The sequence below is a fragment of the Pseudomonas sp. Tul2A7 genome, from assembly GCF_054790505.1.
Window position 1 is genome coordinate 2,088,866 of the sequence record NZ_CP186499.1, and the last position, 26,191, is coordinate 2,115,056.

A 26,191-nucleotide genomic window follows, 5' to 3' on the forward strand; every position below is an offset into this window, starting at 1 on the left:
ATAGCCGGTTTTTTTGTGCCTGCTCACTCCGGGATCAGTGGAATTTCGAGGAGGAATTTAGTGCCTTGATCGACCACGCTGTGGCACTCGATTACGCCGCCATGATGATCGACCACCGCTTTGACCATCGACAGACCCAGGCCTACGCCATCAATGCCTTCTGCAGAAGAAAAACGTCGATACTGGCTGAACAGATCGGGTAATTCTTCGGCAGCGATGCCTTTGCCTTGATCGATCAGCTCACACTGCAACCATTCTTCGTCGCAGCGCACGTTCAGCTTTATCGTAGTGTAGGCCGGGCTGTACTTGATCGCGTTTTCCAGCAAGTTGAACAGTGCACGGGTCAGCAAGCCTTGGTCAGCGTTGATCAGGCGCTCTTGGCATCGCTCATCCATGTCATGCAACAGTTCGATGCGTTTTTGCTGGGCAATCGGCAATGCTTGGTCCATGACGTCGAGCACCAGCATCGCGAACAGCGTCGGCTGAAATTGGTAAGTCTCGGATTCGGCCCGCGCCAGCAAAACAAATCCATCGGTCAGATCGAGTGCGCGGCGTACCTGCCGTTCGATCTGCTCGAACAACGGCGAATCCGCCCCGGCCTGATGGCGGTGAACGTCCAGCAGCGCAAGAATCGCCGAATGCGGTGCGCGCAGATCGTGGGACAGAAAACGCAGCAACACACTGCGTTGCTCCTCGGCGGCACGTTCGGCACTAAGGTCCGTGAGGCTGAGCAGCCATCCGATTGGCGTATCTCCATCCACCGGTAGTAAAGCCGCACGCTCTAGCCGCAAGCTGCGTTCCTTGTAATCGCGAAACTCCAGCAGCGGCATGAGCGACAGTGACGGGCGTTGCTCTGTGGACAACTCCGGGTAACCGAGTCGAGCCAGTTGATCGAGAACGTCGTCACCTACCAGATTGTTGTCGAAGAGCTGACGAGCTTTGCGATTACCGAGCAGGATCTGCCCTTTTGGATCGCTGATCAGCGTGGCGACGGGCAAGTATTCCAGTCCATCGGCAATGAAACGCCGAGTATCACGAGTACGGCTCATGGCCTGTTCAAGCGCCATGATTTGCCCCTGCAGGCGATCGGCGCCGGTGAATTGCGTGCGGCGGCGTTCGGGGAAAACTTTCGGCTCGCTATCGAGACGCGCCAGTTCCCAGCCAAAATAAGTCAGCACCACGCTCAGGCGTCGCCAGTTCCAGATCAAATAGCCGAACAATATGCCGAGCGCCGCCGGGGTCGGTGACCACCAGTGCCGGATCTCCGCCAGACCCGCGCTGCTCAGCAACACGCACGCCACCCCGCCCAGAGTCACCCAGATCGCCCAGCGCGGCCGCCATAGCAGCAAACCGAGGACGCACGCCACCAGCCCCACCGAGAGCAACGCGCTCCAGCCAGGCACGACGTCGTCCAGGTTGGTCTGGGCGCGATACGACGACAGCGCAGTCAGCGGCAACAGAACTAGACTTATCCACAACCACTCACGCACCAGCCGTCGAAACAGGCGCTGGACCTGACTCGGCTCGCGACTTTCACGCCGACGCGGGTTATTCATGGCAATCAGGGCAGGGGGCAGTGAATGGTTTCATGGGTCACAGGTCTGAAGACGTAGATCCGAAGAATCATAGCGGACGTTGATCGACGGCGGACGGCTAACTTTTTCAATGCACAGGCCAGCCCGTTAAGGTTGCCGGCCACTGCCCAAGCAACAAGGAACCCACGCGTATGCGCGTTGCGATACTGGACGATGAACCCGCCGAACTGCGCCGGGTCGAGCAAACCCTGCAGCAAATGGCTGCTGCGGGGGACCAGCCATGGTCACTGCACAGCTTTGAACGGGGAGAGGACCTGTTGCGCCAGCTGCGCCGGGACACTTTCGACCTGCTGATCCTCGACTGGCAACTGCCCGACCTCACCGGCTTGGCGCTACTGCGCTGGACCCGCGAACACATGGAGTCGCCGCCCGCCGCGATCATGCTGACCAGCCGCGACGGCGAAAGCGATATCGTCCAGGCCCTCAATGCCGGAGCCGACGATTACGTCAGCAAACCGTTCCGCCCCAATGAGCTGAAAGCCCGAGTCGCCGCCGTGCTGCGCCGGCACAGCCAGCCACGTAGTGCCGCCGCCGAAGTGTTGAGTTTCAATGACCTGATCTTCGATGACGCCGAACTGACTGTCACCCGCGACCTTAAACCCATCGTCATGACCGAACGCGAATACCGCCTCGCTCGCTGCCTGTTCAGCAATCTGGGGCGGCCGTTGTCGCGTGAATATCTATATGAGCGGTTTTGGCCCCATGAAGAGGCGGTCTCTTCGCGACCGCTGGATACGCACATCTACCGCCTGCGCAACAAACTTGGGCTGACGGCGGAGCGGGGCTGGCAACTGCTGACCATTTACGGATATGGATATCGGCTGGAAAGTGTCACGGCAACGAGCGAGTGAAGAGGGCAGGCCAACGGCATTGCGTTGGCCCTGGCTGGCACCACTGATCAATGAAAGGTCAATGCCAGCAATCCAATCGCCAGTTTGCGGATGTCTTCTCCCCAGCCGAGATCATGCGGACTGACTGCCAGCGGAAAATGCAGCTGGATACGCAGCACGCCTTGTTGCGCAACGAGGGCCTGCACCTCGGCAGGCAGGTTGATATTGATTGTGTTGCTGGTGGCGTTGGTCAGGCTGGCAGAGATTACCGGCACGTTATTGATGCTGATATCCACCGTTTGGCGCGGCGTTTTTTCAGACAGGAACGCGTTGGTTTCAAGCGTCAGTGAACTCACGCCAGCCTTGGGGCGCAGGATGATCTCGGCATCCGGCCCGACCGATCCGGTGCCCCACGCCTCGGCAAACCACCAGCCTTTTCCAAGTGCAGCCGTGCCCCGACTGCCCTCCACAAACTGCAGCTTTTCGCCGGCGTCGAATGAAGGGATCAAATCCCGGGAAGCACCGTCCATGAGTGGCAGACAGTCAACACAGCGCTTCCAGCCCGGTGCCAGCACATGGAAGCCGTCAATCCTGGCCAGCATATCGCTGTCGTCATCCACGTTGAGCGCCGCTTGCAGCGCTGACCGCTGCTCAAGCACGTAGAGGGTATCGCGCTCATACTTGCCGGAGTCGATGGTTCTGGCGGCAGTACGCTGCAGATCCTCCTGCGCTTGCGCACTCACCCGGCCCAGGTACACCGCATCGGTGGCGAGATGATTCCGGCCCGCGTAATCGGAGAGGGTCATCCAATGAGTCGTCAGGTTCTGCGGAATCACGTAGCGGACCTTCTGATAGTGCGCTGCCGCGCTTTGCCAGAACGGATTGACCATCGGGGTTTTCCACGTCGCAGCAGGTGTGACCATCTGCTGCCGGCGTATGCCTGACCAACCGGCACGGGTGTCGAAGACCTGTACCAGAAGGGCTATCACCAGCAGCAACAGCGCAGTCCGTGGCGCCGCGTTACGCGCGATCAGGAACACCACCGCAAAGATCGCCGCGTACATGACCGGCCAGATCATCCGCCCCGAAGCGCGGAAAATACCGGCCATGGAAATGACGGGGTCAGGCAACCAGTAGACGAACTCGAGCGGTCCGACGCCGATCCTGTTGGAGAACGCAAAAAGCATCAGTCCAAACAGTGCCAGCAGCAATAACCAGCGTTTGCGCATCGTTGCAACGATCTGGCCTTCGCCGGAGCAAATGAACCACAGCGCGCAAACGAGCAGAAACATCACCCCCAGCCCCGGGAAAGCCATGCCGGCCGAATCCCCAGGTACGCCAGGTATATCGCCGAGGACGCGAGACCATCCAGCGGGGTCGAAAAACGTCAGCACATTGGCGCGAAACAATCCGAATCCGAATGAAGCCAGTCCCTCACCTTCAACGGTGAAATAGCCTGCTTGCCAGCAACACACCCCGGTCAGCAACAGCAGGCCAACCAGCTCGACGATCGCCTTTTTCAGCAGCAGCTGCCGCCTCAATGATCGGGCCAGCAAGTCGGCCAGCCAGATCAAGCCAACCATTGCCAACAGATAAGCGTGTACCAAGGCCGCGACCGCCAGCAACAGGCCCCAGGCCGGACAACGCCGCTCGACATGAGGGCGCAGGGCCAGATACAGGGCAGCCAGGATCAGGAAGTGTCCGGCGAGGGATAAATGCTCTGCCATCCGCGAAATCAGCGCCGGGTTGAACAGAAACAGTGCCGCCCCCAGCAAACGCAGCGCAATGTTGGCGGTGGCCAGGCCCATCAGCTTCCAGGCAAACCAGCCCTGCAACACAAAACACAACAACAGCCACAGGCCAAAGTACTGGAAAGGCTCGGGAAGCCATGCGGCAAAGGGTTTGAAGATCAACGCCAGCAGCGGGTTCGAATCTGAGTAGATGATCGCGCTGCTCAGCTCCAACCCATACGAAGGATTGAGCCCCAGCGGCAACGACCAGGGCGAATGCCTGAAAAACACCCAGCCAAGGTAGTGTGTTGCCGGATCACCGCTGCCCAGCCACGCAATGTTTTGCGGGTTTAGCGCCCTTGGACCGATGACGATAAAAAAGGCCAGAACCCCCAACAGCACGGGCAGCACATTGACCGATAGACGTGTGACGGAATCCTTCCTTACGCATTGATGAGTCAATTGATTGCTCTTTTTTTAGTCGTTTTTCTACAATCTGGCCGCCGCCTGTCTGCGACGAAAGAGCCGCATCGTATCGCGCTTCAAGACGAAATTGAACGCAAAAAAAAGCCCGCTTGCGCGGGCCTTTCCTGTGCGGAGTCGGCAACCTAGAAGTCCAGATTGGATACCGCGAGAGCATTGCTCTCGATGAAGTCACGGCGAGGTTCGACCGCATCACCCATCAGGGTGTTGAAGATCTGGTCTGCGCCAATGGCGTCTTCGATGGTGACCTTCAGCATGCGGCGCACGCTTGGGTCCATGGTGGTTTCCCACAGCTGATCCGGGTTCATTTCGCCCAGACCTTTGTATCGCTGGATGGTGTGGCGCTTGGTGCTTTCCGCCATCAGCCAGTCCAGTGCTTCCTTGAACTCGGTGACCGCTTTCTTGCGCTCGCCACGCTGGATGTACGCACCTTCGTCGAGCAGGGTGCTCAGTTGAGCGCCGAGGGTGACGACTGTTTTGTAGTCGTTGCTGCCGAAGAAGTCGCGGTTGAAGGTGACGTAGTTCGACAGACCGTGGGAGATCAGTTCGACCTCTGGCAGCCAGACGCCACGTTCACGGTCTTCACGCAGGCTGGCCTTGTAGACCAGACCGGATTTTTCAACGGTGCGCAGACGCGCTTCGTACTGGGCCAGCCACTCTTGCATTGCTGCGTGGTCGCCAAGCTTTTCCAGGCTCACGGCCGGCAGGTAGATGAAGTGCTCGGTCAGCTCCTGCGGGTACAGGCGCGACAGACGCTTGAGGGTCTTCATCACCATGCGGAAGTCGTTCACCAGACGCTCGAGCGCTTCACCGGAAATGCCCGGGGCTTCTTCGTTCAGGTGCAGGCTCGCATCTTCCAGGGCCGACTGCGTCATGTACTCTTCCATGGCGTCGTCGTCTTTGATGTATTGCTCTTGCTTGCCTTTCTTGACCTTGTACAACGGCGGCTGAGCGATGTAGATGTAGCCACGCTCGATCAGCTCCGGCAACTGACGGAAGAAGAAGGTCAGCAGCAGGGTACGGATGTGCGAACCGTCGACGTCAGCATCGGTCATGATGATGATGTTGTGATAACGCAGCTTGTCGATGTTGTACTCGTCGCGACCGATGCCGCAGCCCAGTGCGGTGATCAAGGTGCCCACTTCCTGGGAAGAGATCATCTTGTCGAAACGCGCTTTCTCGACGTTGAGGATCTTGCCCTTCAACGGCAGGATGGCCTGGGTCTTGCGGTTACGTCCCTGCTTGGCAGAGCCGCCCGCGGAGTCACCTTCCACGAGGTACAGTTCGGACAGCGCCGGGTCTTTTTCCTGGCAGTCAGCGAGCTTGCCCGGCAGGCCGGCGATGTCCAGCGCGCCTTTACGGCGGGTCATCTCACGGGCCTTGCGCGCAGCTTCACGGGCACGCGCAGCGTCGATCATCTTGCCGACGACCAGCTTGGCTTCGTTCGGGTTTTCCAGGAGGAAGTCGGAGAAGTACTTGCCCATCTCCTGCTCGACCGCGGTCTTCACTTCGGAAGACACCAGCTTGTCTTTGGTCTGCGAGCTGAACTTCGGATCCGGCACTTTCACCGAGATGATCGCGGTCAGGCCTTCACGGGCATCGTCACCGGTGGTGGCGACTTTGTGCTTCTTCGCCAGACCTTCCTGTTCGATGTAGTTGTTCAGGTTACGCGTCAGTGCCGAACGGAAGCCCACCAGGTGGGTGCCGCCGTCGCGCTGCGGAATGTTGTTGGTGAAGCACAACAGGTTCTCGTTGAAGCTGTCGTTCCACTGCAGGGCGATTTCCACGCCGATGCCGTCTTCACGCTGGATGTTGAAGTGGAACACCTGGTTGACCGCAGTCTTGTTGGTGTTCAGGTATTCAACGAACGCACGCAGGCCGCCTTCATACTTGAACAGCTCTTCCTTGCCACTGCGCTCGTCCTTGAGGACGATACCGACACCGGAGTTGAGGAAGGACAGTTCACGAATACGCTTGGCCAGGATGTCCCAGCTGAAGTGAATGTTCTTGAAGGTTTCGCTGGAAGCCTTGAAGTGGATCTGGGTGCCGGTGGTTTCGCTGTCGCCAACGATGGCCATCGGTGCCTGAGGTACGCCGTGGACGTAGGTCTGTTCCCAGATCTTGCCGCTGCGGCGAACAGTCAGAACCAGCTCTTCGGACAGTGCGTTCACTACCGACACACCTACACCGTGCAGACCGCCGGAAACTTTGTAGGAGTTGTCGTCGAACTTACCGCCAGCGTGGAGGACGGTCATGATGACCTCGGCGGCGGAAACGCCTTCCTCTTTGTGCACGTCTACCGGGATGCCACGGCCGTTGTCTTTAACGGTGATGGACTCATCCGGGTGGATGATGATGCTGATGTCGTCGCAGTGGCCGGCGAGGGCTTCGTCGATCGAGTTGTCGACCACCTCGAACACCATGTGGTGCAGACCGCTGCCATCGTCGGTGTCACCAATGTACATACCGGGACGTTTGCGTACGGCATCCAGGCCTTTCAGCACTTTAATGCTCGTTGAGTCGTACGTATTTTCTTCGCTCAATGCCTTCACTCCCGATGGTCGTGGGTCTGGGTGATACGGCCCTGTTCCACGTGGAACAAAGCGACTGGCGTTTCCGTCTGCCAGCCTTCCCTCAATAATTCGTGATCTACACAGGTGATAAACACCTGGCAGCGTAAGTCTTCCAGCAAGCGGCACAGCGCGCGACGATGGCTCTCGTCCAGCTCGGACGGCAAGTCATCCACCAGATAAATACACTGACCGCGTCGGGCCTGGCTGACCAGATGCCCTTGGGCAATCCGCAGTGCACAGACCACCAACTTCTGCTGACCCCGGGACAAAATGTCCGCGGCGTTGTGTGCGCCCAATCTAAGACGCAAATCAGCCCGTTGTGGTCCTGCCTGGGTATGACCCATTTGCTGGTCCCGTTGCACGGAACCGGCGAGTACGGCGCTCAACTCCCGGTCTTTGTCCCAGCCTCGGTAATAGCTGAGCGTCAAACCTTCGAGCTCAACCAGTTCGCTCAAGGTTTGTTCAAAGACTGGTTTCAAGGCTTTGATGTAAGCGCGGCGGTATTCATCGATTTCAGCGCTGGCCTGGCACAGTTCCCTGTCCCAAACCGCTTGCGAAACGGCGTCAAGTGTACCATGCCGCAGCCATGAGTTTCTCTGGCGCAAGGCCTTCTGCAAACGCTGCCAGGTGGCCATGAAGCGCGGCTCGACGTGGAACACGCCCCAGTCGAGAAACTGCCGGCGAATCTTCGGCGCGCCTTCGAGCAGGCGGAAGCTGTCGGGGTTGATCAACTGCAGCGGCAGGATCTCCGCCAGTTGCGCGGCGCTGCGGGCGTTCTGGCCGTCGATGCGGATCTGGAACTCACCCTGACGATCGCGCGAGATGCCCAAAGCGCTATGCCCACCCTCGGCCAATTCGACCTGGCCGAACACGGTACAGGCGAGCTGTTCGTACTGGATGACCGGCAAAAGCCGCGTGCTACGAAACGAACGGGCAAGCCCCAGCAGATGAATGGCTTCCAGAACACTGGTTTTGCCGCTGCCGTTGGCGCCGTAAAGAATGTTGATGCGGGGGGAGGGGGAGAAGGTCACCGGGTGCAGATTACGCACCGCGGTGACCGAAACACGACTTAAGGACATCCAGGGTCAGCTGATTACAGACGCATCGGCATGACAACGTAAGCCGAATCGTCGTTGTCGGACTCTTGCACCAGCGCGCTGCTGTTGGAGTCGGACAGGATCAGGCGAACCTGCTCGGTGGTCATCACGCCCAGCACGTCGAGCAAATAGCTCACGTTGAAGCCGATTTCCAGAGAACCACCGTTGTATTCAACGCCCACTTCTTCTTCCGCTTCTTCCTGCTCCGGGTTGTTGGCCTGGATCTTCAACTGACCGCTGGCCAGTTGCAGACGGATGCCACGGTACTTCTCGTTGGACAGAATCGCGGTACGGCTGAACGCTTCACGCAGTGCCTGGCGATCGCCCAGTACCAACTTGTCGCCGCCCTTCGGCAGCACGCGCTCGTAGTCCGGGAATTTGCCGTCGACCAGTTTCGAGGTGAAGGTGAATTCACCGGTAGTGGCGCGGATGTGGTGCTGGCCCAACACGATGCTGACGTTGCCGTCCGGCTCGGTGAGCAGACGCGCCAGTTCAAGGATACCTTTGCGCGGCACGATCACCTGATGACGATCTGGCTGACCGATATCGGCTTTCATCGAGCACATGGCCAGACGGTGACCGTCGGTGGCCACCGCGCGGATAATGCCTTCGGACACTTCCAGCAGCATGCCGTTGAGGTAGTAACGCACGTCCTGCTGGGCCATGGCGAAGCTGGTGCGTTCGATCAGACGACGCAGTTTGCTTTGCTCGAGGCTGCAAGTCAGCGAGCCCGGACCTTCTTCAACAGTCGGGAAATCGTTGGCTGGCAGCGTCGACAGGGTGAAACGGCTACGACCCGCCTTCACCACTAGCTTCTGCTCATCGACCTTGATATCGATCAGCGCATCGTTGGGCAGGCTTTTGCAGATATCCATCAGCTTGCGCGCAGGCACGGTGATGGAACCTGTTTCCGCCGGCTCCTCAAGTTGCACACGACCGACCAGCTCGACTTCCAGGTCGGTACCGGTCAGCGACAGTTGCTGGCCTTCGACTACCAACAGCACGTTGGACAGTACCGGCAAGGTCTGTCGACGCTCGACGACGCCTGCGACCAGTTGCAGGGGTTTCAACAGGGCTTCGCGTTGAATGGTGAAATGCATGGTCTAGTCCCTTGCCTTAATAAGCTGCGCTGGTGTTCATCAAGTGGTCAGTGTACGCAGCAGGTTCTTGTAGTCCTCGCGGATGTCCGCGTCGGATTCCTTAAGCTCGTTGATCTTGCGGCAGGCGTGCAACACGGTGGTGTGGTCGCGGCCGCCAAACACGTCGCCGATTTCCGGCAGGCTGTGGTTGGTCAGTTCCTTGGACAACGCCATGGCCACCTGACGCGGACGCGCTACCGAGCGCGAACGGCGCTTGGACAGCAGATCCGAGATCTTGATCTTGTAGTACTCGGCGACGGTGCGCTGAATGTTATCCACAGAGACCAGTTTGTCTTGCAGCGCCAACAGGTCTTTCAGGGATTCGCGAATCAGCTCGATAGTGATGTCGCGGCCCATGAAGTGCGAGTGGGCGATCACGCGTTTCAGCGCGCCTTCCAGCTCACGGACGTTGGAGCGGATACGCTGGGCGATGAAGAACGCGGCATCGTGCGGCAACTCGACTTTGGCCTGGTCAGCCTTTTTCATCAAGATCGCGACGCGGGTTTCCAGTTCCGGCGGCTCGACGGCCACCGTCAGACCCCAGCCGAAACGGGATTTGAGGCGCTCTTCCAGGCCTTCGATTTCTTTCGGGTAGCGGTCACTGGTGAGAATGACCTGCTGGCCACCTTCAAGCAGGGCGTTGAAGGTGTGGAAAAACTCTTCCTGCGAACGCTCTTTACGGGCGAAGAACTGAATGTCGTCGATCAGCAAAGCATCCACCGATCGGTAGAAACGCTTGAACTCGTTGATCGCGTTCAGTTGCAGCGCCTTGACCATGTCGGCGACGAAACGCTCGGAATGCAGGTACACGACCTTGGCATTCGGGTTCTTCTTTAATAGGTGGTTACCCACCGCGTGCATCAAGTGGGTTTTACCCAGGCCGACACCACCATAAAGGAACAGTGGGTTGTAGCCGTGCTTGGGGTTGTCCGCCACTTGCCAGGCCGCCGCGCGGGCGAGCTGGTTGGATTTACCTTCGACGAAGTTTTCAAAGGTAAAGGTGCGATTCAGATAACTGGTGTGCTTGAGCGCACCTTCGACCTGCACAGTCCGCTGTTCGGCACGGACCGGGGCCTGTTGCGAAGCAGCGCCGGACATCGGGTCGAAACTGTCACGAGACGGTTCATCGCTGACTTCAGGGCTTTTCTGCGTTGAACGCTTGGCTGCCGGGGCTGACGTCTGGGTGGGTGCCGGCGTACTCACAGGCGTGGCATTTGCCTGGGCCTGCTGGGAAACCTGCGCGGCTGCAAGCGGCGCGTTCGGTGCGGCACGCGGAGCGGAACTGCGTTTGCTGCCTATCAATAAGGAAAGCGCAGGCGCCATGCCGTTGCCGTGCTCATCCAGCAGTTCAAGGACGCGGCCCAGATACTTTTCGTTGACCCAGTCCAGCACAAAACGGTTCGGTGCGTAGACGCGCAACTCGTCGCCTTCGGCTTCGACCTGTAGTGGACGGATCCAGGTGTTGAATTGTTGGGCAGGCAGCTCCTCGCGCAAAAGCTCCACGCACTGCTGCCAAAGTTCCACTGACACGGATATCCCCTAAGTTGAAAGCCGGTGAGGCAAAAACAAGCGGCCATTGTAGCGGCGAGCCGTCCACTTATCCACATGCAGGTTGCCGGGTGAGCATGATTTATCAATGCGTTGAATCAGAAAAAGGCGACCAACGGTGTGTGAATAAGCTCTGTGGATAACCGCCTCTAAGGGCACTGGACAACTGGGGGTTGAACTCGGTGGATAACCTGCCTGTGGATAACAGCCCATTCCACGCACAGGTTATCCGATGGCGCAGCACAGGCTGAACACGGTTTTCCACTGTAGTTGTCATTCTCTGTACATCAGGTAAAACATGGGCCGGTGCCACTTATCCACAGAAGAAGGCTTGCCTAGCTTTTATAAGCTTTACAGAAAAGCTTTAAATAATTCCCTTCTTTATTTTTATGTATGGCGAGCAGGTGATCAGGCAAAGAACACCTCGAGATCTATTTATAAGGAAACGTTGGTTGGAAATTGACCTGAAGGCTTGCTTTCTCTAGAATCCCCGGTCTCTTAAAACGGGGGCCATTCCGGCCCGTTGTGGACGAACCAGGTAACACGACAATGAAACGTACTTTCCAACCAAGCACTATCAAACGCGCTCGTACCCACGGTTTCCGTGCTCGCATGGCTACCAAGAACGGCCGCGCAGTCCTGTCGCGTCGTCGCGCCAAAGGTCGTGCGCGTCTGGCAGTTTGATAATCCGGTACTGGAGGTGAGTCAGGACTTCAGTCGGGAAAAGCGTCTGCTTACCCCCCGGCATTTCAAGGCAGTCTTTGACTCCCCTACCGGCAAGGTTCCGGGGAAAAATCTCCTGCTCCTTGCACGCAACAACGATCTTGATCACCCCCGTCTCGGGCTGGTTATCGGGAAAAAGAGCGTAAAGCTCTCCGTTGAGCGCAATCGCCTCAAGCGTTTGATGCGCGAATCGTTCCGTCTGCACCAGGATTCACTGGTCGGCTGGGATATCGTTATCGTCGCGCGCAAAGGTCTGGGCGATGTAGAAAACCCCGAATTGATTCAGCATTTCGGCAAGCTCTGGAAACGCCTGGCACGCAGCAAGCCGGTTCCGGAAGTCAAAACCGAAACTGTAGGGGTAGACAGTACCGATGCGTAAACTGGCCCTCGTTCCGATCCAGTTTTATCGCTATGCCATTAGTCCTTTGATGGCCAGCCACTGTCGTTTCTACCCCAGTTGTTCCTGCTACGCGTATGAAGCCATTGAAAATCATGGCCTTCTGCGCGGTGGCTGGCTGACCTTTCGTCGTTTAGGTCGCTGTCATCCGTGGAATCCCGGTGGTTATGACCCGGTTCCACCTATCCCTACCTCCCGTTCTTCTTCGATGGCCGAGTAATCATGGATATCAAACGCACGATCCTGATCGTCGCCCTGGCAATCGTGTCCTACGTTATGGTTCTTAAATGGAACCAGGACTATGGCCAGGCTGCCCTGCCGACTCAGAATGTTGCTTCCAGTACGACTACATCCGGTTTGCCGGACACCGCCACTGGCAATAATGCTGCCGCCAGTGACGATATTCCGCGCGCCGCTAGCGATACCAGCGCACCTGCCGAAACACCGGTAGCCGCCAGCAAGGATCTGATCCAGATCAAAACCGACGTGCTCGATCTCGCGATCGATCCACAAGGTGGCGATGTTGCTCAACTGACCTTGCCTTTGTATCCACGTCGTCAGGATCGTCCTGATGTTCCGTTCCAGCTGTTCGATAACGGCGGCGAACGTGTTTATCTGGCACAAAGCGGTCTGATCGGCACCAATGGTCCGGATGCAAATCCGGCCGGTCGTCCGGTCTACTCCTCGGAGAAGAAGACTTATCAACTGGCTGACGGTCAGGACCAACTGGTCGTCGACCTGAAGTTCAGCAAGGACGGCGTCAATTACATCAAGCGTTTCACTCTGAAACGCGGCCTGTATGACGTAGCCGTTTCCTACATTGTGGATAACCAGAGCGCTCAGCCCTGGAATGGCGCGATGTTCGCGCAGTTGAAGCGCGATGCTAGCGCTGATCCTTCGTCCACAACCGCTACTGGCACCGCGACTTATCTGGGCGCCGCCCTGTGGACAAGTTCGGAGCCGTACAAAAAAGTGTCCATGAAGGACATGGACAAGGCACAGCTGAAAGAAACCGTCACCGGTGGTTGGGTAGCCTGGCTGCAACACTACTTCGTGACTGCGTGGATTCCGGCCAAGGGCGAAAACAACATCGTCCAGACCCGTAAAGACAGCAAAGGCAACTACATCATCGGTTACACCGGTCCAACACTGACCGCTGCTCCGGGTGCCAAAGTTGAAACCAGCGCTGTGCTGTACGCCGGTCCGAAAAGCCAGGCTGTGCTGAAAGAGTTGTCCCCAGGTCTGGAACTGACCGTCGACTACGGCATTCTGTGGTTCATTGCCCAGCCAATCTTCTGGCTGCTGCAACACATCCACGCCATTGTCGGTAACTGGGGCTGGTCGATCATCTTCCTGACCATGCTGATCAAGGGTATTTTCTTCCCTCTGTCGGCTGCCAGCTACAAATCGATGGCGCGCATGCGTGCTGTCGCGCCGAAACTGGCTGCTCTGAAAGAGCAACATGGCGATGACCGGCAGAAAATGTCGCAAGCCATGATGGAGCTGTACAAGAAAGAGAAGATCAATCCGCTGGGCGGCTGCTTGCCGATCCTTGTGCAGATGCCGGTTTTCCTTTCGCTGTACTGGGTTCTGCTGGAAAGCGTGGAAATGCGCCAGGCGCCGTTCATGCTGTGGATCACTGACCTGTCGATCAAGGATCCGTTCTTCATCCTGCCGATCATCATGGGCGCAACCATGTTCATCCAGCAGCAGTTGAACCCGACTCCGCCGGATCCGATGCAGGCGAAGGTCATGAAAATGATGCCAATCATCTTCACCTTCTTCTTCCTGTGGTTCCCTGCAGGTCTGGTGCTGTACTGGGTTGTGAACAACTGCCTGTCGATTGCACAACAGTGGTACATCACGCGTAAGATCGAACGGGCTACCCAAGCCGCCGCTTGATTTACACTGTGTATAACCACTCAAAACGCCCCCTAGTGGGGCGTTTTGCTATCTGTCATTTTTGTCTGGATTCCGGTTAATGAGCGTACCTCGTGAAACCATCGCCGCTGTCGCCACCGCTCAAGGCCGTGGTGGTGTGGGCATCGTCCGTATTTCCGGGCCGCTGGCCAGCGATGCAGCCAAAGCCATCAGCGGCCGCGAACTGAAACCGCGTTACGCCCATTACGGCCCGTTTTTTACTGACGATAAACAGGTGCTGGACGAAGGTCTGGCGCTGTATTTCCCAGGACCGAACTCGTTTACCGGCGAAGACGTGCTGGAATTGCAGGGACATGGCGGCCCGATCGTGCTGGACATGCTGCTCAAGCGTTGCCTGGAGTTGGGTTGTCGTTTGGCCCGTCCCGGTGAATTCAGTGAACGAGCCTTCCTCAATGACAAACTTGACCTGGCCCAGGCCGAGGCGATTGCCGATTTGATCGAAGCCAGTTCGGCACAGGCTGCACGCAATGCTCTGCGTTCTTTGCAAGGCGCTTTTTCCCAACGTGTGCATAACTTGACCGAACAACTGATCGGTCTGCGCATCTACGTCGAAGCCGCCATCGACTTTCCGGAAGAAGAAATCGACTTCCTCGCCGATGGCCATGTGTTGAGCATGCTCGACAAAGTGCGCGATGAGTTATCCACAGTACTGCGTGAAGCCGGGCAGGGTGCGTTGTTGCGCGATGGCATGACCGTGGTGATTGCCGGCCGTCCGAATGCCGGCAAGTCCAGTCTGTTGAATGCGCTGGCCGGTCGCGAAGCGGCGATCGTGACGGAGATTGCCGGCACCACGCGGGATATCCTGCGCGAACATATCCACATCGACGGCATGCCACTGCACGTTGTCGATACCGCAGGTCTGCGTGATACCGATGATCATGTGGAAAAGATCGGTGTCGAACGGGCATTGAAGGCAATTGGTGAAGCCGATCGGGTGTTGTTGGTGGTCGATGCGACCGCCCCCGAGGCGCTGGACCCGTTTGCGTTGTGGCCGGAATTCCTCGAAACCCGTCCGGATCCGGCGAAAGTCACCCTGATTCGCAACAAAGCGGATCTGACCGGCGAAGTAATTGCCCTGGAAACCAGTGAAGACGGACATGTGACGATCAGCCTTAGCGCCAAGTCGGCCGGTGAGGGGCTGGACTTGCTGCGTGACCATCTCAAGGCTTGCATGGGTTACGAGCAAACGTCGGAAAGCAGCTTCAGCGCACGCCGCCGCCATCTCGAGGCTCTGCGCCATGCCAGTGCCGCGCTGGAACACGGCCGTGCGCAGCTGACATTGGCGGGTGCCGGTGAATTGCTCGCCGAAGATTTGCGTCAGGCCCAGCATTCTCTGGGTGAAATCACCGGGGCTTTCAGCTCTGATGATCTGCTGGGAAGAATCTTTTCCAGCTTCTGCATCGGCAAATAACAAAAAGGGGCGGTGGAAATTTATCCACACCCTTCTTCGTTTTACCAATTGTAAGAGACCGTACCGAGCAAGGTGCGGTCTTCACCCCAGTAGCAGCGGCCGGCATCGTTGCATCCCGACACATACTCCTTGTCGAACAGGTTTTTCGCGTTCAGGTCGACGCTCCAGTGCGTGTCGATCTGATAACCGATGGCCGCATCCACCAACGTGACGTCGCCGGCATCCAGCTTGCCGTATAGAGAAGGCGAGGTATAAGCGAAGGCACTGTCGAAGTAACGCACACCACCGCCGACGTAGAAGCCTTTCAAGTCGCCATCAAGGAATCGATATTTCGTCCAGACCGAAGCCTGATTACGTGGTACCCCGGTCATTTGATGGCCTTTGACCAATGACGTCGCGGCATCCTTGGTAATCCGCGCATCGGTGTAGGTGTAAGCCGCCGTGACATTGAGGTTCTGGGTCAGGTTACTGTTCAGTTCCAGTTCCACGCCTTTGGAACGGCTTTCGCCGACCTGGCGATAGGTCGACGTGGTCGAGTCGAAGTAGGTGTCGTCCTTTTTGCGCAGGTCGTACACCGACGCAGTGAACGCGGTGTCCCAGCCAATCGGTTCGTACTTCAGGCCCACTTCGTATTGGCTGCTGGTGATCGGGTCGAGCGGTGCGCCGGCATTGGAGATCTGCTGCACCGGTACGAACGACGTGGAATAGCTGACATACGGCGTCATGCCGTTGTCGAACTGGTACATCACCCCGCCCTGATAGGTGAATTTCTTGTCCTCGGAACTGATGTTGCTGCCCTTGGCCACCTTGTCGCGGAAATCACTGTCGACCCAGTCCTGGCGCCCACCGAGCAAGAACAACCAGTGGTCATATTTGCTTTGGATCTGTGCATAAACACCTTTCATCTGTTGCTCGAGCAGCGTGTTTTGCACCGTGATCGGGGTGGTGGGATCGCGCAGGTAAACCGGGTTGTAGATATCGATTGGCCCGACGATGCCGGCATTCCAGTCCTGATTGAACGAAGTGCGATCGTAGCTGGCACCAAACAGCACGGTGTTTTCCAATTCGCCGACCTGGAATTTGCCTTCCAGTTGGTTATCCAGCGAATACACCATCGACTTGTTGAAACGATCGTAGGCGGTCATGTTCAGCCGCGTGCCGAAGCCCGCATTGTTGAGGTTGCCTGGCCAGGTTTCGTGGCGGGTGATGCGCGACTGCATGTAGCGTGAGTTCTGCCGGAACTGCCAGTCGTCGTTGAAGGAGTGGCTGAACTCGTAACCGCTGCTCCAGGTTTCCCGTTCGAAGGTGTTCCAGTCCGGGTCGCCGAGCATGGTGCCTTTGGATAACTTGCCGTTGGGGTTTGTCAGCAAAGTGCCGGCGGCCGGTAGGCCAAGTTCCATGTTGGTGTGATCCTTCTGGTAGTTGGCCAGCAGGGTCAGGGTATTGAAGTCATCGAAATTCAGAGTCAGCGAAGGCGCGATGTAAATGCGGTCATCCGGGACGTGATCGGTCTGGGTGTCGGACTTGCGCCCGAGCATGACAACGCGCCCGAGAATGTTGCCGCTGTCGTTGAGTGGTCCCGACACATCAACGCCGATTTGCCGTCGGTTGTTCGAGCCATAGCCCAGTTGCACTTCGCCTTGCGGTGCAGCGGTTGGCCGTTTGCTGACCAGATTGACCAGACCGCCCGGCGCGTTTTCCCCATACAGCAGCGAGGACGGGCCACGGAAAATTTCCACCCGCTCAAGTCCATAAGGTTCGGTACTGGTGTCATAGCGGTTGCCTTGTACACGCAGTCCATCGCGCAGCAGACCGTAGCCATAATCGGTGGCGTTGAAACCGCGAATGAAAAACAAATCCCCGGCCAGACTGTCGCCGGCGGCAAACGGTGGGGCAAAGATCCCCGGCACGTAGCCGAGTACTTCGGTGAGCGTCTGAGATTTCTGATCTTTCATGCGTTGCGCGGTCACGACTGACACCGAGCGCGGCGTTTCCGACAACGGCGTGCTGGTTTTCGTACCGATCCGGCTGTTCTGCGCCTTGTAGCCAACGTCGGCGGCGTAATCGAGGTTCATCGGGTTGGCCAATTGCCCGTTGATGTTGGTCGGGGCCAGTTCCAGCGCGTCACCATTGGGCAGCGCCTGCAGAATGTAGCTGCCAGGTGCCTGCGGTATGGCTTGTAAACCCGAGCCTTGCAGCAGTTGGGCGAATCCCTGGTCGACGGTGAAATTGCCGTTCAGTGCGGCACTGCGTAAACGGCTGGTCTGCTGCGGAGAAAACGACAGAATCACATTCGCGGCTGAGGCGAACTGGCTCAACGCATTGTCCAGCGGGCCGGCAGCAATGGTGTAGCGCTGGGCTGTCGTCGCCGCGAAGGCGCCATGGGTGATGACCAGACAGGACGCGGCACTGGTCATCAGTAAGCTGTAAGTAAAGCAGTGGTGGGAAAAGCACTGACGGAACGTGGGAAGACGCATGTGTGGATAAGCCCTGGAGGTGGCGAAGAGCCGCGTTTATCGCGATTACCTGTAGGGCCGGGTCAGGGCAAAAAAAGATAACCCTGTTTTCGATTTATTTTTCCCCAGGTGATTTTCGATCAGACGTTGAGGCTGATCGAGACCCAGTACCGGGTGAAGTAGCGGACGTGGATCGGTAACGAGGCCTGAAGGTTGGCCAGCACGGCATCGGTGGAATCGAGCCGAAAGTTGCCGGATACCCGCAGATCCCGGGCGCGGCTATCGCAGTGCAGAACACCGTTGCGATAACGCCCCAACTCGTCGATCAACTCACCCAACCGTGCATCAAGCACAATCAACTGGCCGTTAGTCCACGCCACTGCTGAGGATTCAAATGGAAGAAGGCGTCCGATATGCCGACTATCGAAGTCAGCGCCTTCGCCTGCCTTCAAGATCATCGCGGCCGTTGATGAATCAGCGGGTTGCACGCTGACCCGCTCTTCCAGCACGCCGACCCGCGTTGAGCCCGACAACTGATGCACAGAAAAACGCGTGCCCAACGCTTGAATTCGGCCATCGCGGGTCTCGACAAAAAACGGCCGCTGATCACCAAGTTTGCCGGTTTGAATGAGGATCTCACCCGAGCGCAAGCGAATCAGGCGCTGCAGCGCATCGAAGGACACATCAATGGCGGTGTCAGTGTTGAGCTGGATCTGACTGCCATCCGCCAATGAAATGCTACGACGCTGGCCAACGTCGGTTTTGTAGTCGGCCCAGACATTCCCCAGGGATGTATGTTGCTGAGCGTTCCAACCCAGGAACCCTGTCCCGGTCGCGAGCAGCAACAGCTTCAGTACCTGACGCCGTTGCTGGCCGGTATTCAGCGCGCGACGTTTCAAATCCTGCGGCAGGGTGCCGAGATGACGCTGCAATTGTTCCATCTGGTTCCACGCCGCCAAGTGCGCTGGATCGCTATCTATCCACAGCCGCCAGGCTTTTTGTTCGGCGAGCGTCGGCGGATCTGCCTGAAACTGCACGTACCAACCGGCAGCAGCTTCGAACACTTTGCGGTTGGGGGCGATGGCCATCAGCGCTGCGCCATGATCAGGGCACATTCCGTCAAAGCGTGGATCATGTGCTTCTTTACTGTGGTCAGGGAAACCTTCAATTGCACGGCGATCTGTTGATAAGTCAGGCCGTCGATCTGCGAGAGCATAAAGATCTGCCGGCTTCGCGCGCCCAGACCGGCCAAGGCTTTATCCACAGCGATCAGGGTTTCGATGATCAGTGCCTTGTCTTCTTCGCTGATGGCGGTGGCTTCCGGTCGAGCAGCCACGGTCTGCAAGTAGGCGACTTCGATGGCCTGTCTTCTATAGCGATCAATGACGAGGCCGCGTGCAATGGTCGCCAGATAATCCCGCGGTTCGCGAATCTGCGCGGCATTCCGTGCCGCGAGGATCCGCACGAAGGTGTCATGCGCGACATCGGCCGCATCGCAGGCGTTATGCAATTTGCCCTTGAGCCATCCATATAGCCACGAATGGTGTTGCTCGTAGATTTGCTCGATCGCAGCGTTATGGGCGGGTGGGGACATGGGGATAAACTGGCGAGTTAATGATAATGGCTATTATTAGCCTCTGTTACGTTCTCTCACAATAGCCCTTTCACATCCCTCTATCGGCTTCCTGGTCGTCACCGATTTTTCGATGGCGGTTTTTTTGCGCCCAGAAAAAGCCATTTGGTCGATTTTCTGTGGATTAAGCCCTGTGAATAACTGCCACTAAGGGCAGTTGATAACAGGGCCTGAAAACTGGATATAACCCCCTCTGTGGATAACCACCCCTTTCATCCACAGGCTTACACCGGTTATCCAAGGCCCTCATTGGCACATGAGCACAGGGTTTTGAAACTCTGTACATATTGAATATAAAGGCCTGTAGCGATCTATCCACAGAAAGGGTGCTCAGTAAGAATAAACATAAAAACAAAGGTTTTATAAATTTCTCTCTTTTTTATTCTTTTAACCTCGAGTTCTCCACAGCTGGTTAAATTTTGTGCAAAGGGTTCTTTAGGGAGGGCGAAGTCCCTATACTTGTCGACCAGGTCCAGAAACCTGATCTCAAACTATTCCTGAATTACCTACTTAAGCAGGCACGAGGTGCGTGGTGGATTTCCCTTCCCGTTTTGAAGTGATCGTCATCGGCGGCGGTCATGCCGGTACCGAGGCAGCACTGGCGTCAGCACGTATGGGGGCAAAAACCCTGTTGCTGACGCATAACGTGGAAACCCTCGGTGCCATGAGTTGCAACCCGGCCATCGGTGGCATTGGCAAAAGCCATCTGGTCAAGGAAATCGATGCCCTCGGCGGCGCGATGGCCACGGCTACCGATTTGGGTGGCATCCAGTTTCGTGTGTTGAACAGCCGTAAAGGCCCGGCCGTGCGTGCAACCCGCGCTCAGGCCGACCGCATTCTTTACAAAGCCGCTGTCCGCGAAATTCTGGAAAACCAACCGAATCTGTGGATATTTCAACAAGCGGCTGATGACCTGATCGTCGAGCAGGAACAGGTCCGTGGTGTTGTCACGCAAATGGGTCTGCGCTTCTTCGCCGATTCCGTGGTGTTGACCACCGGTACGTTTCTTGGTGGACTTATCCACATCGGTTTGCAGAATTTTTCCGGCGGTCGCGCCGGTGATCCGCCGTCGATCGCCCTGGCTCACCGTCTGCGTGAACTGCCACTGCGTGTCGGTCGCCTGAAAACCGGCACACCGCCGCGTATCGACGGCAAATCTGTGGATTTCTCGGTAATGACCGAGCAACCCGGCGATACGCCGATCCCGGTGATGTCGTTCATGGGCAACAAAGAACAACATCCGCGCCAGGTCAGCTGCTGGATTACTCACACCAACGCCCGCACCCACGAAATCATTGCGGCGAACCTCGATCGTTCGCCGATGTATTCCGCTGCCGGTGAAATCGAAGGCATTGGCCCGCGCTATTGCCCGTCGATCGAAGACAAGATCCACCGCTTTGCCGACAAGGAAAGCCATCAGGTGTTTATCGAACCGGAAGGTTTGACCACCCATGAGCTGTACCCGAACGGGATATCCACAAGCTTGCCGTTCGACGTGCAATTGCAGATCGTGCAATCGATCCGCGGCATGGAAAACGCGCACATCGTGCGTCCGGGTTACGCGATCGAGTATGACTACTTCGATCCGCGCGACCTGAAGTACAGCCTGGAAACCAAAGTCATCGGCGGTCTGTTCTTTGCCGGACAAATCAACGGCACCACCGGTTACGAAGAAGCCGGCGCCCAAGGTTTGCTCGCCGGCGCCAACGCCGCTCTGCGCGCCAAGGGCAAAGAAGCCTGGTGTCCGCGTCGCGATGAAGCGTACATCGGCGTGTTGGTCGACGACCTGATCACCCTCGGTACCCAAGAGCCGTACCGCATGTTCACTTCCCGTGCCGAGTACCGCCTGATTCTGCGTGAGGACAACGCCGACCTGCGTCTGACCGAAAAAGGTCGCGAGCTCGGTCTGGTCGATGACGCGCGTTGGGCGGCCTTCTGCAAGAAACGCGAAAGCATCGAGCTGGAAGAACAGCGCCTGAAAAGCACTTGGGTTCGTCCGAATACGCAGCAGGGCGATGCGATTGCCGAGAAATTCGGCACACCGCTGACTCACGAATACAACTTGCTCAACCTCTTGAGCCGTCCGGAAATCGACTACGCTGGTCTGGTCGAAGTGACCGGCAATGGCGCCGAAGATCCACAGGTTGCCGAACAGGTTGAAATCAAGACCAAATACGCCGGTTACATCGACCGCCAACAGGACGAAATCGCCCGTCTGCGCGCCAGTGAAGACACGAAATTGCCTGTGGATATCGATTACACCAACATTTCCGGTCTCTCCAAGGAGATCCAGAGCAAGCTCGGCGCGACTCGTCCAGAGACGCTGGGTCAGGCTTCGCGGATCCCGGGCGTGACCCCGGCAGCTATTTCGCTGTTGATGATTCATTTGAAAAAACGCGGCGCGGGCCGTCAGTTGGAGCAAAGCGCTTGAGTTCTAAGGTCACTTCGCAACATGCCGAAGAGTTATCCACAGGAGCCCGCGAGCTCGGTGTCAATCTCACTGAAGCCCAGCACGAATTGCTGCTGGGTTATCTGGCCCTGTTGATCAAATGGAACCAGGCCTACAACCTGACCGCCGTACGCGATCCGGACGAAATGGTTTCGCGGCACTTGCTCGATAGTCTGAGCGTCATGTCGTTCATCGAAAACGGTCGCTGGCTCGACGTCGGAAGTGGCGGCGGCATGCCGGGGATTCCTTTGGCGATCCTCTATCCGGACTCGCAAGTGACCTGCCTGGACAGCAACGGCAAGAAAACCCGCTTCCTGACCCAGGTCAAACTCGAACTCAAACTGGATAACCTGCAAGTTATCCACAGTCGTGTCGAAGCTTTCCAGCCTGCGCAGCCGTTCAACGGGATCATTTCCCGGGCGTTCAGCAGCATGGAGAACTTCACCAACTGGACTCGCCACCTCGGCGATGCCGATACACGCTGGCTGGCAATGAAGGGCGTTCATCCGGCCGATGAGCTGGTAGCATTGCCGGCAGACTTCAAACTCGATAGCGAACACGCCCTGGCCGTACCCGGTTGCCAAGGCCAACGCCATCTGCTGATACTGCGCCGCACGGCATGATTGGGAACACAAGCAAGAATGGCTAAGGTATTCGCGATAGCGAACCAGAAGGGTGGTGTGGGCAAGACCACCACCTGCATCAACCTCGCAGCATCCCTGGTCGCAACCAAGCGCCGGGTGTTGTTGATCGATCTCGATCCACAGGGCAACGCCACCATGGGTAGCGGTGTGGATAAACACGGCCTGGAAAATTCGGTCTATGACCTGCTGATCGGCGAGTGCGATCTGGCCCAGGCCATGCACTATTCCGAACATGGCGGTTACCAACTGCTGCCGGCCAACCGCGATTTGACGGCGGCCGAAGTCGTGCTGCTGGAAATGCAGATGAAGGAAAGCCGTCTGCGCAGCGCGCTGGCGCCGATCCGTGAAAACTACGATTACATTCTGATCGACTGCCCGCCGTCGCTGTCGATGCTCACGCTGAACGCGCTGGTCGCCGCTGATGGGGTCATTATCCCCATGCAGTGCGAGTACTTTGCGCTCGAAGGCTTGAGCGACCTTGTGGATAACATCAAGCGCATCGCCGAATTGCTCAATCCGAACCTGAAAGTCGAAGGCCTGCTGCGGACCATGTATGACCCGCGCCTGAGCCTGATGAATGACGTTTCGGCGCAGCTCAAGGAACACTTCGGCGAGCAACTCTACGACACGGTGATCCCGCGCAACATCCGTCTGGCCGAAGCGCCGAGCTACGGCATGCCGGCGCTGGCCTACGACAAGCAATCGCGCGGCGCCTTGGCTTATCTGGCCCTGGCCGGCGAGATGGTTCGTCGTCAGCGCAAAAACTCACGCATTGCCGCCGCTCAGGCAACTTAAGGAATCCCCATGGCCGTCAAGAAACGAGGTCTCGGACGTGGACTGGATGCACTGCTGAGTGGTCCGACCGTCAGCGCGCTGGAAGAACAAGCCGCGCAAGCTGACACCCGCGAATTGCAGCACTTGCCGTTGGATCTGCTGCAGCGCGGCAAATACCAGCCGCGCCGCGACATGGATCCGCAGGCGCTGGAAGAACTGGCAGCGTCGATCAAGGCGCAAGGCGTGATGCAGCCGATCGTGGTGCGCCCGATTGGCGGTGGCCGCTTCGAGATCATCGCCGGTGAACGCCGCTGGCGCGCGAGCCAGCAAGCCGGGCAGGAAACCATCCCGGCGATGGTCCGCGATGTGCCGGATGAAACCGCAATCGCCATTGCGCTGATCGAGAACATCCAGCGCGAAGACCTCAATCCGATCGAAGAAGCGGTGGCCCTGCAGCGTTTGCAGCAGGAATTCCAACTGACTCAGCAGCAAGTTGCCGAGGCTGTGGGTAAGTCCCGCGTCACTGTGGCTAACCTGTTGCGGCTTATTGCACTGCCGGAAGTCATCAAGACCATGTTGTCCCACGGCGACCTGGAAATGGGTCATGCCCGTGCTTTGCTCGGTCTGCCGGACAATCAGCAGGTGGAAGGGGCGCGACATGTTGTCGCACGCGGTCTTACCGTGCGCCAAACTGAAGCACTGGTTCGCCAGTGGCTGAGTGGCAAACCGGAGCCTGTGGAAGCCACCAAACCCGACCCGGATATCGCCCGTCTCGAACAGCGTCTGGCCGAGCGCCTAGGCTCTGCGGTGCAGATTCGCCACGGCAAGAAGGGAAAGGGTCAGTTGGTGATCGGTTATAACTCGCTCGATGAGCTTCAAGGTGTGCTCGCACACATCCGCTGAAACATTTCCTCATGTAGCGCGCAGTCGGAAATCACTACCTGACAGTTGAATAGGGGCAGAACCGCCCCTATACTCTGCGCGCATTTTGTCGGCACAAATTATGCCAAGTTATTGAATTCTGGCAGCCGACCATTGGAGAGCAAACGTGATGGAAACCCGCAAGCCAAACCGCCTGCCGTTCCATCGCCTGACGGTTTTTCCGGTGTTGATGGCTCAATTTGTCATTTTGCTCATTGCCGCTTTGGCGCTCTGGCAATGGCATGGAGTCGTTGCCGGATACTCGGGACTTTGCGGAGGCCTGATAGCCTTGCTGCCCAATGTTTATTTTGCTCACAAGGCATTTCGGTTTTCCGGCGCCCGAGCAGCCCAGTCCATCGTCCGGTCATTTTATGCCGGCGAGGCAGGCAAACTGATTTTGACGGCAGTGCTCTTTGCACTGGTGTTTGCAGGTGTGAAGCCACTGGCGCCGATAGCAGTATTCGGCGTGTTCGTGCTGACTCAGTCGGTCAGCTGGTTCGCTCCCCTGCTGATGAGAACAAGACTTTCGAGACCTTAGGGCGTTTGAGGCAACCATGGCAGAAACAACCGCTTCGGGCTATATCCAGCACCACTTGCAGAACCTGACCTTCGGTCAGCTACCTAACGGCGGCTGGGGCTTTGCCCATACCGCAGCAGAGGCCAAAGAAATGGGCTTCTGGGCTTTCCACGTCGATACTCTCGGCTGGTCGGTCGCGTTGGGTCTGATCTTCGTTCTTCTTTTCCGCATGGCGGCAAAGAAAGCGACTTCGGGTCAGCCGGGTGCTTTGCAGAACTTCGTTGAAGTATTGGTCGAATTCGTCGATGGCAGCGTGAAAGACAGCTTCCATGGCCGTAGCCCGGTGATTGCACCGCTGGCACTGACCATCTTCGTCTGGGTGTTCCTGATGAACGCCGTCGACCTGGTACCGGTCGACTGGATTCCTCAGCTGGCCATCCTGATCTCCGGTGACCACCACATCCCGTTCCGCGCCGTGTCGACTACCGACCCGAACGCGACCCTGGGCATGGCGTTCTCGGTTTTCGCACTGATCATTTTCTACAGCATCAAGGTCAAGGGCTTCGGCGGCTTCATCGGCGAACTGACCCTGCACCCGTTCGGCAGCAAGAACATCTTCGTTCAAGCCCTGCTGATCCCGGTGAACTTCCTGCTGGAATTCGTGACCCTGATCGCCAAACCGATCTCTCTGGCTCTGCGTCTGTTCGGCAACATGTATGCCGGCGAGCTGGTGTTCATTCTGATCGCTGTGATGTTCGGCAGCGGTCTGCTCTGGCTGAGCGGCCTGGGCGTTGTTCTGCAGTGGGCGTGGGCTGTGTTCCACATCCTGATCATCACGCTGCAGGCGTTCATCTTCATGATGCTGACCATCGTCTACCTGTCGATGGCGCACGAAGAAAACCATTAAGGCCAGTCTCGACTAGTCTGATGTCCTTCCCGGTCAAACGGGAAGGGGCTCTTCACAGGGCACCTGAAACGATTTGTTTTACCGCTTTAATCTAAAAAACCTAAACCATACGACGTAAAAGTCGGGAGGAAAGATGGAAACTGTAGTTGGTCTAACCGCTATCGCTGTTGCACTGTTGATCGGCCTGGGCGCACTGGGTACCGCAATTGGTTTCGGCCTGCTGGGCGGCAAGTTCCTGGAAGGCGCAGCGCGTCAGCCAGAAATGGTTCCAATGCTGCAAGTTAAAATGTTCATCGTTGCCGGTCTGCTCGACGCCGTAACCATGATCGGTGTTGGTATCGCTCTGTTCTTCACCTTTGCGAACCCGTTCGTTGGTCAGATCGCTGGCTAATTACCCGGATTCTTCCGAGTAATTTGATGTGA

The 26,191-nt window shown here is 57.4% G+C and carries 22 protein-coding genes; 13 read left to right on the top strand and 9 right to left on the bottom strand.

Annotated features, from left to right (window positions below):
- Nucleotides 1-23 precede the first annotated feature (23 nt).
- Nucleotides 24-1,556 (bottom strand): sensor histidine kinase, encoded by a 1,533-nt coding sequence (locus ACOYXJ_RS09345; protein ID WP_460369107.1) that lies wholly within the window; start codon nt 1,554-1,556, stop codon nt 24-26.
- Between the two features lie 170 nt (nt 1,557-1,726).
- Here ACOYXJ_RS09345 and ACOYXJ_RS09350 point away from each other — a divergent pair, with 170 nt between their 5' ends.
- Nucleotides 1,727-2,446, top strand: coding sequence for a response regulator transcription factor (locus ACOYXJ_RS09350; protein ID WP_102902528.1), 720 nt, complete (start codon nt 1,727-1,729; stop codon nt 2,444-2,446).
- 47 nt (nt 2,447-2,493) lie between these two features.
- Here ACOYXJ_RS09350 and ACOYXJ_RS09355 read toward each other — a convergent pair whose 3' ends face one another.
- The 5 genes from ACOYXJ_RS09355 to dnaA all read right to left on the bottom strand — a co-directional run bounded on the left by ACOYXJ_RS09355 (nt 2,494) and on the right by dnaA (nt 10,977).
- Nucleotides 2,494-4,617 (bottom strand): DUF6311 domain-containing protein, encoded by a 2,124-nt coding sequence (locus tag ACOYXJ_RS09355; RefSeq protein WP_460369109.1) that lies wholly within the window; start codon nt 4,615-4,617, stop codon nt 2,494-2,496.
- Between the two features lie 146 nt (nt 4,618-4,763).
- Nucleotides 4,764-7,181, bottom strand: coding sequence for a DNA topoisomerase (ATP-hydrolyzing) subunit B (gyrB, locus tag ACOYXJ_RS09360; protein ID WP_007911885.1), 2,418 nt, complete (start codon nt 7,179-7,181; stop codon nt 4,764-4,766).
- A gap of 5 nt (nt 7,182-7,186) precedes the next feature.
- Complete coding sequence (recF, locus tag ACOYXJ_RS09365) at nt 7,187-8,290, bottom strand: DNA replication/repair protein RecF (protein ID WP_003220208.1); 1,104 nt, start codon at nt 8,288-8,290, stop codon at nt 7,187-7,189.
- Between the two features lie 14 nt (nt 8,291-8,304).
- A complete protein-coding gene (dnaN, locus tag ACOYXJ_RS09370; RefSeq protein WP_007911887.1) occupies nt 8,305-9,408 on the bottom strand; it encodes a DNA polymerase III subunit beta in 1,104 nt (367 codons plus the stop codon).
- Nucleotides 9,409-9,447: 39 nt separating this feature from the next.
- Nucleotides 9,448-10,977 (bottom strand): chromosomal replication initiator protein DnaA, encoded by a 1,530-nt coding sequence (gene dnaA, locus ACOYXJ_RS09375; protein WP_034152191.1) that lies wholly within the window; start codon nt 10,975-10,977, stop codon nt 9,448-9,450.
- 567 nt (nt 10,978-11,544) lie between these two features.
- Here dnaA and rpmH point away from each other — a divergent pair.
- From rpmH to mnmE, 5 genes are all read left to right on the top strand, one after another.
- Nucleotides 11,545-11,679: a 50S ribosomal protein L34 gene (rpmH, locus tag ACOYXJ_RS09380; RefSeq protein ID WP_003213577.1), complete on the top strand. Its 135-nt coding sequence runs from the start codon at nt 11,545-11,547 to the stop codon at nt 11,677-11,679.
- Between the two features lie 16 nt (nt 11,680-11,695).
- Complete coding sequence (gene rnpA, locus ACOYXJ_RS09385; RefSeq protein WP_016984072.1) at nt 11,696-12,097, top strand: ribonuclease P protein component; 402 nt, start codon at nt 11,696-11,698, stop codon at nt 12,095-12,097.
- On the top strand, nt 12,090-12,335 hold the full coding sequence (gene yidD / locus ACOYXJ_RS09390) for a membrane protein insertion efficiency factor YidD (protein WP_010465488.1): 246 nt from the start codon (nt 12,090-12,092) through the stop codon (nt 12,333-12,335). The genes rnpA and yidD overlap by 8 nt, the downstream gene beginning before the upstream one ends.
- A 2-nt stretch (nt 12,336-12,337) precedes the next feature.
- Nucleotides 12,338-14,017: a membrane protein insertase YidC gene (yidC, locus tag ACOYXJ_RS09395; protein WP_150795037.1), complete on the top strand. Its 1,680-nt coding sequence runs from the start codon at nt 12,338-12,340 to the stop codon at nt 14,015-14,017.
- Between the two features lie 79 nt (nt 14,018-14,096).
- Nucleotides 14,097-15,467, top strand: coding sequence for a tRNA uridine-5-carboxymethylaminomethyl(34) synthesis GTPase MnmE (gene mnmE / locus ACOYXJ_RS09400; RefSeq protein ID WP_460369112.1), 1,371 nt, complete (start codon nt 14,097-14,099; stop codon nt 15,465-15,467).
- 41 nt (nt 15,468-15,508) lie between these two features.
- Here mnmE and ACOYXJ_RS09405 read toward each other — a convergent pair whose 3' ends face one another.
- The 3 genes from ACOYXJ_RS09405 to ACOYXJ_RS09415 all read right to left on the bottom strand — a co-directional run bounded on the left by ACOYXJ_RS09405 (nt 15,509) and on the right by ACOYXJ_RS09415 (nt 19,517).
- The gene (locus ACOYXJ_RS09405; RefSeq protein ID WP_460369114.1) at nt 15,509-17,944 is read right to left on the bottom strand and encodes a TonB-dependent siderophore receptor; all 2,436 of its coding nucleotides are present in this window, start codon (nt 17,942-17,944) and stop codon (nt 15,509-15,511) included.
- Between the two features lie 119 nt (nt 17,945-18,063).
- Nucleotides 18,064-19,011, bottom strand: coding sequence for a FecR domain-containing protein (locus ACOYXJ_RS09410; RefSeq protein ID WP_460369116.1), 948 nt, complete (start codon nt 19,009-19,011; stop codon nt 18,064-18,066).
- Nucleotides 19,011-19,517 (bottom strand): sigma-70 family RNA polymerase sigma factor, encoded by a 507-nt coding sequence (locus tag ACOYXJ_RS09415; protein WP_460369118.1) that lies wholly within the window; start codon nt 19,515-19,517, stop codon nt 19,011-19,013. The genes ACOYXJ_RS09410 and ACOYXJ_RS09415 overlap by 1 nt, the downstream gene beginning before the upstream one ends.
- A 571-nt stretch (nt 19,518-20,088) precedes the next feature.
- Between ACOYXJ_RS09415 and mnmG the strand changes: the two genes are divergently transcribed.
- The 7 genes from mnmG (at nt 20,089) to atpE (ending at nt 26,159) form a co-directional block, all read left to right on the top strand.
- On the top strand, nt 20,089-21,987 hold the full coding sequence (gene mnmG / locus ACOYXJ_RS09420; RefSeq protein ID WP_016984066.1) for a tRNA uridine-5-carboxymethylaminomethyl(34) synthesis enzyme MnmG: 1,899 nt from the start codon (nt 20,089-20,091) through the stop codon (nt 21,985-21,987).
- Nucleotides 21,984-22,628 (top strand): 16S rRNA (guanine(527)-N(7))-methyltransferase RsmG, encoded by a 645-nt coding sequence (gene rsmG, locus ACOYXJ_RS09425; protein ID WP_038359549.1) that lies wholly within the window; start codon nt 21,984-21,986, stop codon nt 22,626-22,628. The genes mnmG and rsmG overlap by 4 nt, the downstream gene beginning before the upstream one ends.
- Before the next feature lie 18 nt (nt 22,629-22,646).
- Entirely contained in the window at nt 22,647-23,444 is a 798-nt protein-coding gene (locus ACOYXJ_RS09430; protein WP_007911909.1) for a ParA family protein, read from the top strand.
- A 9-nt stretch (nt 23,445-23,453) separates the two neighbouring features.
- Nucleotides 23,454-24,326 carry a ParB/RepB/Spo0J family partition protein gene (locus ACOYXJ_RS09435; protein ID WP_034152184.1) on the top strand — a complete coding sequence of 291 codons (873 nt, stop codon included), beginning with the start codon at nt 23,454-23,456 and terminating at the stop codon, nt 24,324-24,326.
- A 148-nt stretch (nt 24,327-24,474) separates the two neighbouring features.
- Nucleotides 24,475-24,882, top strand: coding sequence for a F0F1 ATP synthase subunit I (locus tag ACOYXJ_RS09440; RefSeq protein ID WP_460369121.1), 408 nt, complete (start codon nt 24,475-24,477; stop codon nt 24,880-24,882).
- A gap of 16 nt (nt 24,883-24,898) precedes the next feature.
- On the top strand, nt 24,899-25,768 hold the full coding sequence (gene atpB / locus ACOYXJ_RS09445) for a F0F1 ATP synthase subunit A (RefSeq protein WP_007911917.1): 870 nt from the start codon (nt 24,899-24,901) through the stop codon (nt 25,766-25,768).
- A gap of 133 nt (nt 25,769-25,901) precedes the next feature.
- Entirely contained in the window at nt 25,902-26,159 is a 258-nt protein-coding gene (gene atpE, locus ACOYXJ_RS09450) for a F0F1 ATP synthase subunit C (protein ID WP_003097235.1), read from the top strand.
- The last annotated feature ends 32 nt before the right edge of the window (nt 26,160-26,191 follow it).

Coding starts and splice junctions, on each gene's coding strand:
- ACOYXJ_RS09350 (WP_102902528.1), top strand. CDS start 1,727: ATGCGCGTTGCGATACTGGACGATGAACCCGCCGAACTGCGCCGGGTC.
- ACOYXJ_RS09405 (WP_460369114.1), bottom strand. CDS start 17,944: ATGCGTCTTCCCACGTTCCGTCAGTGCTTTTCCCACCACTGCTTTACT.
- ACOYXJ_RS09410 (WP_460369116.1), bottom strand. CDS start 19,011: ATGGCCATCGCCCCCAACCGCAAAGTGTTCGAAGCTGCTGCCGGTTGG.
- dnaN (WP_007911887.1), bottom strand. CDS start 9,408: ATGCATTTCACCATTCAACGCGAAGCCCTGTTGAAACCCCTGCAACTG.
- yidD (WP_010465488.1), top strand. CDS start 12,090: ATGCGTAAACTGGCCCTCGTTCCGATCCAGTTTTATCGCTATGCCATT.
- ACOYXJ_RS09345 (WP_460369107.1), bottom strand. CDS start 1,556: ATGAATAACCCGCGTCGGCGTGAAAGTCGCGAGCCGAGTCAGGTCCAG.
- ACOYXJ_RS09435 (WP_034152184.1), top strand. CDS start 23,454: ATGGCCGTCAAGAAACGAGGTCTCGGACGTGGACTGGATGCACTGCTG.
- ACOYXJ_RS09430 (WP_007911909.1), top strand. CDS start 22,647: ATGGCTAAGGTATTCGCGATAGCGAACCAGAAGGGTGGTGTGGGCAAG.
- ACOYXJ_RS09415 (WP_460369118.1), bottom strand. CDS start 19,517: ATGTCCCCACCCGCCCATAACGCTGCGATCGAGCAAATCTACGAGCAA.
- yidC (WP_150795037.1), top strand. CDS start 12,338: ATGGATATCAAACGCACGATCCTGATCGTCGCCCTGGCAATCGTGTCC.
- atpB (WP_007911917.1), top strand. CDS start 24,899: ATGGCAGAAACAACCGCTTCGGGCTATATCCAGCACCACTTGCAGAAC.
- atpE (WP_003097235.1), top strand. CDS start 25,902: ATGGAAACTGTAGTTGGTCTAACCGCTATCGCTGTTGCACTGTTGATC.
- ACOYXJ_RS09440 (WP_460369121.1), top strand. CDS start 24,475: ATGGAAACCCGCAAGCCAAACCGCCTGCCGTTCCATCGCCTGACGGTT.
- rpmH (WP_003213577.1), top strand. CDS start 11,545: ATGAAACGTACTTTCCAACCAAGCACTATCAAACGCGCTCGTACCCAC.
- recF (WP_003220208.1), bottom strand. CDS start 8,290: ATGTCCTTAAGTCGTGTTTCGGTCACCGCGGTGCGTAATCTGCACCCG.
- mnmE (WP_460369112.1), top strand. CDS start 14,097: ATGAGCGTACCTCGTGAAACCATCGCCGCTGTCGCCACCGCTCAAGGC.